Source organism: Anaerobacillus sp. 63XJN7_5_ISO-PGPR-S23-430 (assembly GCF_056173695.1).
Map to the genome: position 1 here is coordinate 782052 of NZ_CM149686.1, position 14485 is coordinate 796536.

Consider the following 14485-nt stretch of genomic DNA (forward strand, 5'->3'; position numbering starts at 1 on the left):
TCTTTTTTTGATGGATAAGAGGACAAGAAATGCGCATGCTAATTGGAAGAGAATGCTAAGTGCGGAGCTGATTCATGTGAAATGGTTTAAGAAAGGCGCTTCTGAAAAGCCATCTACGTTAGAGGAAATGATAAAAGACCTTAAACAATCGATCGATTTTGTAGCATATGAAAATAAAGCGAGCGATCAGCCTTATCGGTTAATCTATTTTGCATCGCTTGTTGATTCTGAACAGCTCCACCGTGACATATTGCCAGTAATTAAAGAATGTAAGTCAAAATCACTTGAAGACTTAAAAGGTATTCTTCCAATCGAAAATATTGAGATTTCATCAGAGCTATCAGTCATCCAAGAACGGTTGTTAGAAGGTTATCTTGCCATCCAACTTTCACGAGGTCAAAAGGTTCTCCTTGTAAACATTAGTCTTCGCAAATCAAGAGATTTATCTGCTCCTGAAATTGAATTTAGTGTGATGGGACCGAAAGAAGGTCTAGTCGAAGATCTTCATACAAATATGAATTTAATTCGTAGAAGAATCCCGCATCCCAGGTTGAGAATGAAAGAGATTACCGTTGGAACGATAAGTAAAACGAAGGTTGTCGTTGCCTTTATTGAGGGTGTGGCTAGTGAACAGAATATTAATACCGTTATGCAGCGTCTCGAAGATCTCGATTTTGATATTATTTCTGACTCTTCCTTTATTGGTCAGATGTTAGAAGACAATTCTCTGTCTGTTTTTCCGCAAATGATTGATACGGAACGAACGGATCGTATTACAGGACATATGAATTTTGGTGCATTTGCGATCTTAACAGAAGGCTCTTCTAATGCTCTAATTGGTCCAATTAATTTTGGGCAATTGTTAGTTTCCTTTGAAGATTACTATCTTGGATGGAATATTGCTTCCTTTTTTCGTGTCGTCCGCATGATTGCCATTCTAGCGTCGATTATCGCTACTCCTTTGTACGTTGCAGTTTTAACGTATCATTATGAATTATTTCCTTCTAAGTTATTAGCAACGTTAATTTCATCAAGAAGTGACATCCCTTTCTCTCCTGTTATTGAAGTGTTTTTTCTTGAAGTGACAATCGATTTGTTACGAGAGGCGGGGGCAAGGATGCCGACGAAGGTTGGGCAAACACTCGGTATTGTAGGAGGTATTGTTATTGGAACGGCTGCTGTTGAGGCTTCTTTAACTAGTAATATTCTGTTGATTTTGGTTGCCTTATCAGCTCTTGCTTCTTTTACAACACCAGTTTATCGCATGACTAATACGATTCGTTTTTTACGCTATCCTTTAATTGTGTTCGCACAATTTCTTGGCTTAATCGGAGTAGCGCTGTTTGGACTATTTATTCTAACGCATATGATCAGGTTAACATCATTTGGAAACCCATATCTCGCGCCGCTTTATCCTCCGAGGGTAAAAGATTGGTACGATTCTTTCTTTCGTTTACCTTATGTCATGCAAAAAAACAGATTTCAATTTTTTCGAGGGAAACAGACGAAGCGATTTGAGGATAAGAAAAAACGCCAAGAGCATCATTTGGATTTCGATGAGCAGTAGAGGGTGAGTTGCATGGAACAGAGCAAGCGAAATGATCTTCTTATATCTCCCTTCCTGATCATGTTTATTATTCACAGTAATCAGGTGGGAGTTGGAATACTAGGCTTTCCTCGCTATATCGCGGCCTATGCAGGAAATGATGCCTGGATTGTCGTTATTATTACAGGTGTTATTTTTCACGTGTTTATATGGATGATGTATCGTGTTCTTAGTGATGGTTCTTATGACATTATTGATCTTCATCATAAGTGGTTCGGAAAGTGGATAGGAGCGTTTTTTAACATTGCACTAATGATGTATTTATTGCTAGGGACGATTGTTATTCTTCGTACGTTTATAGAAGTCATTCAGGCCTGGATGTTTCCTGAATTAGCCACTTGGATACCTGTCGGAATGTATTTGTTGTTAACGTATTATGTGCTTGCTGGAGGTTTTCGAACTGTAGCAGGCATCTGTTTCTTTGGAGTGGTTATTCCAGTGTGGCTAGTATTTACGGCAACGGCTCCATTGAAATTTTCTACATTTAGCAACATATTCCCTATCTTGGATCATTCGTTGCAGGAATTTGCTCTTGGAACAAGGCAGATGACGCTAAGCTATGTTGGCATAGACATCTTATTACTTGCTTATCCATTCTTAAAAAATCCGAAGAGCTCTCGTATATGGGCACACATGGGCGTTTTATTAACGACATTGATTTACACGATGGTTATGATAATTTCTCTTGCATTTTATAGCGAGGGGCAACTTCAGCAGTCTATTTGGTCTACACTAATTGCATGGAAGGTTGTCGAGTTGCCATTTGTAGAGCGATTTGAGTATCTTGGGATAACATTCTGGTGCTTCGTTGTTTTTCCTAATATTTGCTTAACGATGTGGGGGGCAAGTCGAGTTGGAAAAAAGGTGTTTCATATAAAACAAAAGTACTTTGTTCTGGTTTTGATTGCATTTGTTTTTACAGCATGTGTGATGGTTACGAATCGTGATCAGGTGGACTATCTGAATACGATAACTTCTATTATAGGAACCTACGTTTATTACTTTTATATTCCATTTATTTTCTTATACAGCATGATTTGGAGGAGAGTGAAGAGGCGAACATGAAATATTTCAGCTTAATAGTTCTTTGTATGCTTCTGACAGGTTGTGTAGCAGAGGAAATAATTGATGAAGTTCCCATTCTATTTATCGTTGGCTATGACAACGGCGAAAAAGGGAAAATCAAAGGAACGATTTCTCTCCAAACATTTGATCCAAATCAAGAAGTTGAGACAAGGTCATTTGAAGCGGAGGCATATACAAGTAAAGGACTTCGCAATCAATTAAGTGGTTTACCTAAGCCAATTTCGATAGGGAAGATGGCGGTATTGTTATTTAGTGAAGATATGGCTGAAGAGGGAATCATAGATGTGTTAGATAGTTTTCTAAGAGACCCAGCAGCTGGTCGTCTCATTTACGTTGGTGTAGTAGAAGGAAGTGCAGGCGAACTCATAAAAAATGAATTTCAATATTTACAGGGAATCGGCCCATTTCTACAGAATCTAATTAAACAATCGATTGAGTATGGAAATATGCCCCAAAATAATATTCACTTGTTTGATTACAAATATTATGGCGATGGGATGGATCCAGTTGTTCCTATACTTAAGAAAGAAAAGACTGAAGTGAAAATAACTGGTCTCGCTTTGTTTGAAGATGAAAAGATGGTTGGGAAACTGAACTTGGATGAAATGTTTATGTTCGCATTAATTAATAAAAGTTACAGCGCTGGTTTATATGAGTTGGAGCTTCCAGATGGAGAATATGCAAACCTACAAAAGATCAAATCAAAAGTGAAATATAAGGTGAAAAATGGGAATACCAATCCTTCAGTAAACATAACAATTAAGTTAAATGGAAATGTTGTAGAGTACACAGGGGATAAGTTGAGTAAAGAGACAAAAGAAGAAATTGCAGAGACGCTTGAACGTAACGTGCAAGCTCAAGGTAATGAGATGGTTAAGAAATTTCAAGAATTAGGAATAGATCCTTTCTCAATCGGTGATCATGCTCGTAGTCAGACTAGAGATTTTGATTTTAAAAAATGGTATGACCGTTATCCTGATGTTCCTGTAACGATTGATGTTAAAGTGAATATTGGAGAATCAGGAATCATTGATTGAGGAAAGGTGTGAAGGGCTCATGAGCAATTACACACAATATAGGAATAAAAAAACTCGTTTTAAAAATCGATTCGATTTTTAAAACGAGTTTTTTATGTACCTTTACTTAGATAATATGGTAGAGGAGTGGTAGTAAATGATTTTACTCGATGGTTATCAGTTATCATTAAATGATCTTAGAAAACTTTTATATAACGGTGCGCGTGCTAGTTGTTCGAAAGAGAGTCTAAAGCGTGTTGATCAAAACAGAAAAGCAGTGGAAACGATTGTTGCAAACGGGGAGACAGTGTACGGTATTACAACAGGATTTGGCAAGTTAAGTGATGTTCATATTCAAATTTCAGATGTTGATCAGCTTCAGTTGAACCTTATTTATTCCCATGCATGTGGTATCGGTGAACCCTTTCCACCCCTTGTATCAAAAGCTATGCTTTTGCTGCGAGCGAATGCTTTACTGAAAGGATTTTCAGGGATTAGGCGTGAAGTGATTGAAAGACTATTGCTATATGCCAACGAAGAAATTCTACCCGTTGTACCGCAGCAAGGATCACTTGGAGCAAGCGGTGACCTGGCCCCTTTAGCTCATCTTGTTCTTCCGTTATTAGGTGAAGGAGAGGTATTCTACCGGGGAAAGCGAGAGAACGCGACTGTTCCAATGAAAGAGAAAGGAATCGAACCGATTAAATTAACCGCTAAGGAAGGTCTTGCGCTTATTAATGGAACACAGGCGATGACGGCGATGGGCGCTGTCACTTATCTTGAAGCAGAAAAACTCGCCTACGAAGCGGATGGGATCTCATCTCTTACATTAGAAGCCTTGAGAGCTATTACAGACGCCTTCGATGAGGACATTCATTTGGTCAGAGGTTACCCTGAACAAGTGGATGTGGCTAGAAGGTTAAGAAAGCTATTAAAAGGGAGTCAGTTAACAACGAGGCAAGGAGAGATAAGGGTTCAGGATGCTTATTCCCTCAGATGTATTCCTCAAGTACATGGTGCCTCCTGGCAAGCCCTTGCTTATGTAAAAGAAAAACTTGAAATTGAAATGAACGCCGCCACGGACAACCCACTTATTTTTGATGGGGGAGCCAAAGTACTATCTGGAGGAAATTTTCATGGACAGCCCATTGCCCTTGCAATGGATTTTCTTTCGATTGCGATGGCTGAATTTGGGAGTATTGCAGAACGTCGTATTGAACGTCTCGTGAACCCGCAATTGAATGATCTTCCTGCATTCTTAAGTCCCAAACCAGGGTTACAATCAGGGGCAATGATTATGCAATACGCAGCAGCATCTCTTGTCTCAGAAAACAAAACCCTTGCCCATCCGGCTTCAGTTGATTCCATTCCATCCTCAGCCAATCAGGAGGATCATGTTAGTATGGGAACGATTGGTTCTCGTCACGCTGCCCAAATTACAACAAATGTGAGAAGAATTCTAGCGATTGAAGCGATTTGTGCAATGCAAGGAATTACCTATCGAGATTCCACGAAGCTTGCACCAGAAACGAAAAAAATATATGAGGCAGGAAGAGGCATTGTTAGAGAAATAGACTGCGATCGCATTTTTTCATATGATATCGAACGATTGACCGATTGGTTAAAGGAAAATGGGGATATCGAGAAAATTGTGGTAGGTGTGTAGGAACATCCTTCCGTGCAAATAACAAAATGAAATAAAAGTAGAAGAATGATATAGTAGATGAAATAGATGGAAAGCAGGGGGCAATACAGTGAATGAAAAAGAAATCGAAATCCTAGAAATTTTAGAGGATAATGCACGCGTACCAATGGATGTTTTAGCTGATATGGTTGAATTATCAGTTGAAGAAGTAGAGAAAGTCATTAAGAAACTTGAAGAACAGGATATTATTTTAAGCTATTCATCTGTCATTAATTGGGATAAAACTTCTGGCAAAGACGGTGTTGCAGCCATGATTGATGTGAAGGTAACCCCAAAAAGAGATGTTGGGTTTGATGAGATTGCTGAGCGTATTTATCGTTTTCCGGAAGTGAAAGCGGTGTACTTAATGTCAGGAGCGTTTGATTTGTCTGTTCAGATCGAAGGGAAAACGATGAAGGAAGTTGCTTTCTTTGTTTCTAACAAGCTTTCAACACTTGATTCAGTTTTGTCGACAACAACGCATTTCTTACTTAAAAAATATAAACACGACGGTGTAATTTTTGAACCGGAACAGAAGGATAAGCGGATTGTGGTGTCACCATGAAGGAAGTTCAACAGCAGTATATTTCTAAAACAGCTTCTCAATTAAAACCTTCAGGTATCCGAAAATTCTTTGATCTTGCTTCCCAAATGGATAATGTTATTTCACTTGGTGTTGGTGAGCCAGATTTTGTTACACCGTGGAATGTATGTGAAGCGGGCTACGCTTCACTTGAAAGCGGCTATACAGCTTATACGGCAAATGCAGGTCTGCTAGAGCTAAGGGAAGAAATTTCGTCTTACTTAGATGAACAATTTTCACTGAGCTATTCAGCTGAATCACAAATCATATTAACTGTTGGAGCAAGTCAGGCGATTGATCTGGCTTTTCGAGCAGTGATTGATCCGGGTGATGAGGTTATTATTGTCGAGCCAGGTTTTGTTGCATATTCACCAGCTGTAACGCTCGCAGGTGGGACACCTGTCTCTTTGGAAACAAAGGCAGAGGACGAGTTTAAAATAACGCGTGAGTCGCTTGAAAAAGTGATTACGAAGCGAACAAAAGCGATCCTTCTGTGTTTCCCGAGTAATCCTACTGGTGCCACAATGTCTGAAGCAGAATTGAAGAACGTAACGGACATCATTGAAGAACATGACCTACTCGTACTTTCGGATGAGATCTATGCGGAATTAACGTATGATGAAACGCATTATAGCATTGCCCGAGCTGATGGCATGAAAGAGCGTACAATTCTTATTTCAGGTTTCTCGAAGGCATTTGCTATGACAGGCTGGAGACTTGGTTACGTGACTGGTCCTGAAGAAATCATTGCGGCGATGTTGAAAATTCATCAGTATACAATGATGTGTGCGCCGACAATCGCTCAGCACGGGGCACTCGAAGCTTTGAAAAGTGGAAGAGACGATCTTGAGAGAATGAAGAAAAGCTATCGTCAGCGAAGAAACTTTCTTGTTAAAGCATTTAACAACATCGGACTTTCCTGTCATATGCCAGGTGGTGCATTCTACGCATTTCCATCCGTACAGGCAACTGGGATGACATCAGATGAATTTGCTGAAAAGTTATTAGAAGAAGAGCAAGTTGCTGTTGTGCCAGGGCATGTTTTTGGTGCTGGTGGAGAAGGCTATGTGCGCTGTTCTTACGCAACGTCAATCGATTCTTTGCAGGAAGCTGTTAAGCGAATCGAACGGTTTGTTAACCGTCACAATTCAAAGGGATAATTAGGAACGCCGTCCTCAGTGAGGACGGCGTTATGTATTAATAGGAAGTTGGATCCTCTTTGCTTGTTGAAATACTTGAAGACGTTTGTTTGGAAAGTAACTGTCTGAGCAATTCATTCTGCTCTTGATCAGCAGCGTTCTTTCTTTTCATATAGCTCATCGCTTTAAATAGGAATACGATCGTTAATACCACGATAAATAAAATAATGACCATATATAGAAAACCAAATAATTCAAAAAGCATGCCAAATCCATCCATGCCACCACTATTAGACATCATCAAATCAACTCCTCATCTGATGTTGATTTTACCACTATTTTCTAAATTTTAAACGCGGTATTTTCCTTCAATAGAAGAGCTTTAGCATACGTCTCCTTTTCTAATATGACGTGTTATGATATTATAATCAAGTTGGAGAGTTCGTAATTCCCTCCTCTCGTAAAACAAAACTAGGGACCGTGAAAAGTGTAGCCCAGTTCTCTGAATGGAGATGGGGTTTTTCATGCGTCTCCCTTACTGAATAAAGAAGGGGGCTTTTTTTATGTCTTTTATGATTCCAAAGAAAGTTGAAGTACTTGGAGAAGATATTCAGAAAAGCGAATTAAAGTATCATCATAAACGAGTAGCGGTAACAAAAGAATTTACATTTGATGCTGCGCATCATTTGCACTGCTACGAAGGTAAGTGCAAAAGCATGCATGGCCATACGTATAAAGTCGTCATCACAATCAGCGGATTTGTGAATGAAATCGGCATTTCAGTTGATTTTGGTGAAATTAAAACCCTATTTAAAGAAGTGATTGATTCGAAGTTGGATCATCATTATTTAAATGAAGTGCTTCCGAACATGAACACGACCGCTGAAAATATGATTGTTTGGATGTGGGAGCAGTTAGATCAAGCTCTGACTGAGCGCAATATGAAAGATCTTGGTCAGCGCATTGAAGAACTAGTTCTCTATGAAACACCAACAAGCTACGCAACGCTAAAGCGGGAATGGATGGAAGAAAATGAGTAAATGGGTGCTACCGGAACAATCCGAATATATGAAGTGGGAACTACCGATGGTGGAGGTATTTGAGACAGTAGAAGGAGAGGGAACGCGCGCTGGTTTTCCAACAGTATTTGTACGCGTCTTTCACTGTAACTTGCGCTGTAGCTGGTGTGACACGCCTTATAGCTATGCACCGGATAAAGCAGAATACAAAGGTTCAATTGCCTCGATTATCGATCAAATCAAACAATATAATAGCCGTCACATCTGTTTTACAGGAGGGGAGCCGTTAATTCATCGTGAGAAATCAATGGCGCTTATTCAAGCGATGGTAGATCTTCCGCATATTGAAGACATTCATATCGAAACGAACGGAGCGATTGATCTTACGCCATATGAAGCGGTTCGAAAAGACGATGAAGCCTGGCAGGAGAAAGTTCGTTTTGTGATGGACTATAAGCTGCCTGATTCTGGTGAACAGCATCGCATGCTTCATGAGAACTTTGATCTTCTTGATACACAAGATGAAATTAAGTTCGTGATCGGCTCTGATGAAGATTTCACAGTAGCAACTGAAGTTGTCTCACAAAATCATCAAAAAGGTCAGGTATTGTATAGTCCAGTGTGGGAAACGATGCCTCCACACAAACTTGTTGAAAAAATTCTAGAAGCAGGACTAAGCAAAGTGAAGCTAAGTATGCAGCTTCATAAGATTATTTGGGATCCTAATAGAAGAGGTGTGTAACGTGAATAAAAAAGCAGTGATTGTATTGAGCGGTGGTTTAGATAGTACAACATGCATGGGAATCGCGAAGGAAAATGGCTATGAGCTTTATCCGATTACATTCCACTACGGCCAAAAGCATAACCGAGAAGTAGAGCAGGCGAAGAAAGTAGCGGAATATTACAATGCACCCGATCATCGCATAGTGAACATTAGTTTTCTAAATCAAATTGGGGGCAGTGCCCTTACAGATGATTCCATTGATGTACCAACAGATATGGATGAAGATGAAATTCCAGTTACTTACGTACCAGCTCGTAATATGATCTTTCTTTCTCTTGCCTCTGCTTACGCAGAAGTGATTGGAGCTGAAGCGATCTACATCGGTGTATCTGCCGTTGACTATAGTGGATACCCGGATTGCCGACCAGAGTTTATTGAAAGTATGAATGAAACGGTTAATCTAGCTACAAAAGCTGGAGCAACAGGTAGTGAAATGAAGATTGATACGCCGTTAATTAACTTGACGAAAGCAGATACGGTTAGTGAAGGCTTACGTTTAAGCGTTCCTTATGAACTAACGACATCTTGCTACAATGGTGAAGAAGAAGCATGTGGCGAGTGTGATAGCTGTCGTCTACGTCTGAAAGGCTTTGAAGAAGCTGGAGCGGTAGATCCGATACCTTATAAAGTGTAATAAAAAGCTGCCGGAGGATACTCCGACAGCTTTTTATGTTTTGGACAATAAACTTCCAACGGAGGAGTGGCTCGACATATAGCGCGGGTGACAGGCACCCGCGCCGACCGCCGAATCCGCACCCCTGCTTACTCAGGCATTTCCCCGCTATAAACAGAAGATGGGCGGATGATACGGTTATTGTCATTTTGCTCGTACACGTGTGCGATCCAACCTGCCGTTCTGGCTGCTGTAAATGTTGGGGTAAACAGTTCTGTTGGTAGCTCGATCGCTCTTAAGATGGCCGCTGCATAGTACTCCACATTCGCATAAAGTTTTCTGTCAGGTTTGTACTCCTGGAGAAGGCGTACGGCCGTGTCTTCTACTTTGTGTGCAAGTTTAAACTCTGCATCGTCATAGAAGTCTGAAGTAATCTCGCTTAAAGCGGCGGCACGGGGGTCACGCGTTTTATAAACCCGATGTCCAAAGCCCATTAGCTTCTCACGATTTTCAAGTTTACGTCGCAATACTTTCTCAGCATCGCCGTCGCGCTTAATTTCTTCTAATAAATCAATAACCCCAGTTGGCGCTCCGCCATGAAGAGGTCCTTTCATAGCGCCAATAGCCCCTGTAATAGCTGATGCGAGATCACTTTCAGTTGATGAAATCACCCTAGCAGTAAAGGTAGAGGCGTTTAATCCATGCTCCATCGTTAAAATGAAGTAGGCAGTTAACGCTTTAATGTGATTTTCCTGAGGACGTTCTCCTGTCAACATATATAAATAGTTCCCAACGTGAGACAACGTTACGTCTGGATCGATTTGGGATAATCCATTTTGAGTGCGGTAGCGATAGGCAATAATAGTGGGAACGATACTCAGTAGGTGAATTCCCTGTTCCTGTGTCGCTGGGAACTGATATGAGTGATCTCCCATGGAAGATAAGACCGTTCGAATAACGCTCATCATCTCCATTTTTTTAGGTAAACGATTTATGATTTCCTTCTGGTTTGGTGATAAGTGTCTTGCTTCACCAAGTGCGGAGGTGAAAGCAGTTAGCTGTTGTTCAGTAGGAAATGAACCATTCCATAGGAAGTAGGCAGCTTCTTCGAATGATTTTTCTTTCGCAATTTCTTTTGCCCAGTGTCCTCGATAGACAAGCAAACCGTTCTCTCCGTCTACAAGGCTGATATTGGAATCAGCCGCAATGATTCCTTCTAATCCGGCATGAATCATAAACTCAACTCCATTTCATTCGTCTTGTATCTAGTGTATCGATTCGATATGATTATGACTAATAAATAATTACTGAATAATTAATAGAGAAACGCTATCAATAAGGGGGGTAAGAATGAATCTAAACTGGTTGAAAACATTTGTCACAGCTGCTTCGTATGAAAATTTCAGGGAAACATCTGAAAAACTCTATCTTGCTCAACCTACTGTTACGGTTCACATTCAACAACTCGAAAAGCAGATTGGCAGTAAGCTATTTATGAAGAGCGGTAGAAGAGTGGTGCTCTCCGAAGCAGGAAGACAATTTCTTCCGCATGCCAAAGAGTTAGTTGAACAGTATGAGACTAGCTTACGTCATATGAACGGGTGGAGGCAGGGGTACCATCGAAAGTTGACGATTGCTGTATCTCCTTTAATTGCTGCTACGGTTCTACCTAATGTCCTTCAGCAATTTATGAAAGCTTATCCATCGATTGAGGTAGTTGTAAAAGTAAGTGAGTCTAATGAAATTGGAGAGATGATCACCAAAAATGATGCAGATTTCGGTCTTTCAAGAATGAAATCTTTGCAGGCATATGTGAAAAATGAACAAATTGGAGCCGATCCAATTGTTTTAGTTGTGCCACACGATGGGGGAGATGCGGAAACAAGTCTGCCTTTAACTTTAAGTGAGTTTTGTTTGAGATCAACGTTACTCACACACAATCATCCTGATTATTGGGAAGATCTTTTAGTTGAACTACGTTCTAAATATGACGGTGTTCGAACGATGGTTGTATCCCAAGTACACATTACAAAGCGATTTATTGAGGAAGGGCTTGGGTTCTCTTTTTTACCATGGTCATCTGTTCGGCGTGAGGTATTTGAAGGGAGAATTCTTCAAGTCGATACTGAGGAAATCAAACTGTCTGAGGTTCACACATACATGGTCTATCAACATCTTTCGGAGGAAACAGAAATATTTAAACAATTTATTGAGAAAAGCATGAATTAAGCCCGATCAGCGTCCTGATCGGGCTATCCTCTTATTTTCCGAGTGTGAAATAAGAGTGTGGGATGGTTGCGTGTCATAGATCCTAACGGCTAGCTTACACGCATGAGTAGTATGTGCGAAGTAAAATAAAGTATACACATTTAGTAAGTAGTTAGTCCCCAAACTTTCCACCCCTTTTCTTCTTTAGAAGCAAAGAGGTGCATGCGCACGGGGAGTTGAGAAGATTTCTTTGTGACGAGTACATCAATAAGGTAAGTGTGATTTGCGACTTTTTTTTCACAGGTTTTAACGGCTGGCGCGTAATAGGGTGACTTCTTTTTTAAAGGGGACATGCTAATGATTTGCCATGAATTTGTATCGGGAGTATTGGCCATTAAGCCTGAAAGAATCGTTGTAGCTTTCGTTGTAAGTCCTTTTGTTGATGCCGATTGATCTAGTGATGTTGGACACTTTCCTTGAATGAGCTGAATCGGACCAGCTGCATAAGCATGAATTGGTAAAAGAAGAAGTAAGAAAAGGAGACAGCTTACTGTACGTTTCATCAATTTATACCACCTTTCACCTTTACCGTGCCCGCTTAGTGAAAAATTATTCGTAATAATCGAATACATGTTCGGTTTATGGTACACTAATGGAAGAAGGAGGGATCGCCATTGCAGCCTTCAATTCAGAAGCGAACATCTCGGTCTATTTTAACAAAAGGTAGTGGATTTCTTAATGGATATAGTCACACTCTGAACCCTTACGCTGGATGTGCCTTCGGTTGTTCTTATTGCTATGTAAGAAGAATGCCTATTGCCCTTTTTAGGGAAGAGGATTGGGGAGAATGGGTAGATATTAAAGAAAACGCTGTGGATCTTGTGAAAAAAGAGATTCCGAAAGCTCGGAAAAAAGGAGAAGTATCGATTTTTATGTCTTCTTCGACAGATCCTTATCAGCCTATTGAATTTAAGACTGATTTAACAAGAGGATTACTTGAGGCTATGGTAGAAGAAATGCCTGATTTTCTATTTCTTCAAACCCGCTCTCCACTCGTCACTAGAGATATTGATTTGTTAAAAAAATTCGGCAAAAAGGTTCTGGTCAGTATGACAGTAGAAACAGACCTTGATTCAGTGCGCAAAATTTTTGCGCCATCAGCACCGCCAATTGCAGCAAGGTTAAAGGCGCTACAAACGTTACGAGCAAACGGTATTCCTGTACAAGCGGCAGTGGCACCACTTCTCCCGTGTTCTGAACATTTCCCTAAGAAGTTAGCTGAAGTAACGGATCGCCTCACGCTTGATGACTTTTTCATGGGTGATGGGAGCGGTGGTAAAAGAACAGAGCAGCTTGGCATTCGTAAGCTCTTTGAAGAAGCGGGTCTAGAAGGTTGGTATCAACGTAAAGCCTATTTGAAAATAAAGAAGCGATTACAGGACTTTTTTCCTGATAGCGCCATTTATATTTCTCAAGAAGGTTTTTCACCTCCAGACGAGGGCTAGTTTAAATAAATAATAACAAATAGGCTAGAGAATGTACCTCTAGCCTTATGTTGCCTACTTTACTTTAATTTTTCAGCCTTACCACTTAGAATTTTCAATTGGTCATTTTCATAACCAACCTGGTAAGTGACGTTGTATAGAGAAGTTGTTGTCTTCTTATCCTCGGTTCGTTCTTGTGCTTTAATAGTAGCTGTTACCTTTACTTGATCATTCGTTTGATTTAAACTTCCGGTCATATTTGAAACTTCCACGTCAAGGGTATGGATATAGCCACTTCGAAAATCTTCATACAGCATTTCACTCTGCCAGCGACTGCCAAGTAAGGAGTAGCCAGTGACATAGTCTTGAGTAGACAAGCTTTCATAGAAATATCCAATAAGATAGGTAGCATTATTTTTAAAGTCTTCTCCTGTGAGTCCCTGTGGTGTTGATACTTCTTCCTTACTTTCATCATCTACCGTTATTTCTACTGGGTCATCAGACCAATTTTTAATTTGCTCAATAACGTTGGGGAGCGGAATGCTAAAGCCGATTGCCCCTGAGTCTGTTCCTGCGGAATTAATGGCGATTGCCTCTCCTGTATTTGCATCAATAAGGGGACCTCCGCTGTTACCTTTTGTAATGGGGGCAGAGATTTGATAGATATGTTCATAGCGATAGGGTTCTAATATGAATTCTCGATCGAGGCCACTGACAATCCCTGTTGTAACGGTGTTCTGAAGTCCGAGTGGGCTACCAAGAGCAATGATATCGTCCCCAACTTCCGCCATGCGCTCTTCTGCAACAGGTAGGGGGTCATTTCCCTCTAGTCCTGGAACGCGAATTACCGCAACATCTATCGTATCACCCATACCAATGATTTGAGCTTCGAATTGTTTAGCATCAGAGGTTTTAACGGTAATCTTTTGAGCGCCTTCGACAACATGAGCGTTCGTAATGACGTCTCCGTTTGCATTGTAGAGGAAGCCTGATCCAGAAGAAGTGCCATCTTTTAAGGCGACTTCAATTTGCACAACGCTTTTTTGTGTCTCATGAATGACGGATTTTAAGTCTGAATCATTCTTTTGGTTCTCTGGAGCATTTGTTTTCTCTCCTAGAGTAGATGTTGCTTCAACGGTTGTATTCGAATAGTAATCATGTAAAAAATAAAAACCTGCGGCGCCCCCAATCAGAATAAAGAGGGAGCTTGCAATGGACAGTAGCAAAGCCAATTTCTTAGACATCCGTCTTGAATACTCCTTT

The 14485-nt window shown here is 40.5% G+C and carries 15 protein-coding genes; 11 read left to right on the plus strand and 4 right to left on the minus strand.

Annotated features, from left to right (window positions below; translation table 11 throughout):
- The first annotated feature begins 76 nt into the window (after positions 1-76).
- The 6 genes from AC0VYJ_RS04235 (at position 77) to AC0VYJ_RS04260 (ending at position 7135) form a co-directional block, all read left to right on the plus strand.
- On the plus strand, positions 77-1567 hold the full coding sequence (locus AC0VYJ_RS04235) for a spore germination protein (protein ID WP_475366604.1): 1491 nt from the start codon (positions 77-79) through the stop codon (positions 1565-1567).
- A 12-nt stretch (positions 1568-1579) separates the two neighbouring features.
- Positions 1580-2671: a GerAB/ArcD/ProY family transporter gene (locus AC0VYJ_RS04240; protein WP_475366605.1), complete on the plus strand. Its 1092-nt coding sequence runs from the start codon at positions 1580-1582 to the stop codon at positions 2669-2671.
- The gene (locus AC0VYJ_RS04245) at positions 2668-3729 is read left to right on the plus strand and encodes a Ger(x)C family spore germination protein (RefSeq protein ID WP_475366606.1); all 1062 of its coding nucleotides are present in this window, start codon (positions 2668-2670) and stop codon (positions 3727-3729) included. Before AC0VYJ_RS04240 ends, AC0VYJ_RS04245 begins: the two co-directional genes overlap by 4 nt.
- A 136-nt stretch (positions 3730-3865) precedes the next feature.
- Positions 3866-5374, plus strand: coding sequence for a histidine ammonia-lyase (gene hutH / locus AC0VYJ_RS04250; RefSeq protein ID WP_430243879.1), 1509 nt, complete (start codon positions 3866-3868; stop codon positions 5372-5374).
- 88 nt (positions 5375-5462) lie between these two features.
- Positions 5463-5957 (plus strand): Lrp/AsnC family transcriptional regulator, encoded by a 495-nt coding sequence (locus AC0VYJ_RS04255; RefSeq protein WP_475366607.1) that lies wholly within the window; start codon positions 5463-5465, stop codon positions 5955-5957.
- Positions 5954-7135: an aminotransferase gene (locus tag AC0VYJ_RS04260; protein WP_475366608.1), complete on the plus strand. Its 1182-nt coding sequence runs from the start codon at positions 5954-5956 to the stop codon at positions 7133-7135. The genes AC0VYJ_RS04255 and AC0VYJ_RS04260 overlap by 4 nt, the downstream gene beginning before the upstream one ends.
- A gap of 37 nt (positions 7136-7172) precedes the next feature.
- Here AC0VYJ_RS04260 and AC0VYJ_RS04265 read toward each other — a convergent pair whose 3' ends face one another.
- Positions 7173-7415 carry a hypothetical protein gene (locus AC0VYJ_RS04265; protein WP_430243874.1) on the minus strand — a complete coding sequence of 81 codons (243 nt, stop codon included), beginning with the start codon at positions 7413-7415 and terminating at the stop codon, positions 7173-7175.
- A 262-nt stretch (positions 7416-7677) separates the two neighbouring features.
- On the opposite strand from AC0VYJ_RS04265, the gene queD reads away from it, so the two are divergent.
- The 3 genes from queD to queC are packed head-to-tail and all read left to right on the plus strand — an operon-like array spanning position 7678 to position 9551.
- Positions 7678-8154, plus strand: coding sequence for a 6-carboxytetrahydropterin synthase QueD (gene queD, locus AC0VYJ_RS04270; protein WP_226616375.1), 477 nt, complete (start codon positions 7678-7680; stop codon positions 8152-8154).
- Positions 8147-8875 carry a 7-carboxy-7-deazaguanine synthase QueE gene (locus tag AC0VYJ_RS04275; protein WP_475366609.1) on the plus strand — a complete coding sequence of 243 codons (729 nt, stop codon included), beginning with the start codon at positions 8147-8149 and terminating at the stop codon, positions 8873-8875. The genes queD and AC0VYJ_RS04275 overlap by 8 nt, the downstream gene beginning before the upstream one ends.
- Position 8876: 1 nt before the next feature.
- On the plus strand, positions 8877-9551 hold the full coding sequence (queC, locus tag AC0VYJ_RS04280; RefSeq protein ID WP_475366610.1) for a 7-cyano-7-deazaguanine synthase QueC: 675 nt from the start codon (positions 8877-8879) through the stop codon (positions 9549-9551).
- Between the two features lie 128 nt (positions 9552-9679).
- Here queC and AC0VYJ_RS04285 read toward each other — a convergent pair whose 3' ends face one another.
- On the minus strand, positions 9680-10765 hold the full coding sequence (locus tag AC0VYJ_RS04285; RefSeq protein WP_475366611.1) for a citrate synthase: 1086 nt from the start codon (positions 10763-10765) through the stop codon (positions 9680-9682).
- Between the two features lie 115 nt (positions 10766-10880).
- Here AC0VYJ_RS04285 and AC0VYJ_RS04290 point away from each other — a divergent pair, with 115 nt between their 5' ends.
- A complete protein-coding gene (locus AC0VYJ_RS04290) occupies positions 10881-11759 on the plus strand; it encodes a LysR family transcriptional regulator (RefSeq protein WP_475366612.1) in 879 nt (292 codons plus the stop codon).
- Between the two features lie 140 nt (positions 11760-11899).
- On the opposite strand, the gene AC0VYJ_RS04295 is transcribed toward AC0VYJ_RS04290, so the two are convergent.
- Complete coding sequence (locus AC0VYJ_RS04295) at positions 11900-12301, minus strand: hypothetical protein (RefSeq protein WP_475366613.1); 402 nt, start codon at positions 12299-12301, stop codon at positions 11900-11902.
- A 111-nt stretch (positions 12302-12412) separates the two neighbouring features.
- Between AC0VYJ_RS04295 and AC0VYJ_RS04300 the strand changes: the two genes are divergently transcribed.
- Positions 12413-13243 carry an SPL family radical SAM protein gene (locus tag AC0VYJ_RS04300; RefSeq protein WP_475366614.1) on the plus strand — a complete coding sequence of 277 codons (831 nt, stop codon included), beginning with the start codon at positions 12413-12415 and terminating at the stop codon, positions 13241-13243.
- A 59-nt stretch (positions 13244-13302) separates the two neighbouring features.
- Here the strand turns inward: AC0VYJ_RS04300 and AC0VYJ_RS04305 are convergent, their stop codons facing one another.
- Entirely contained in the window at positions 13303-14466 is a 1164-nt protein-coding gene (locus AC0VYJ_RS04305) for a S1C family serine protease (protein WP_475366615.1), read from the minus strand.
- Positions 14467-14485 lie beyond the last annotated feature (19 nt).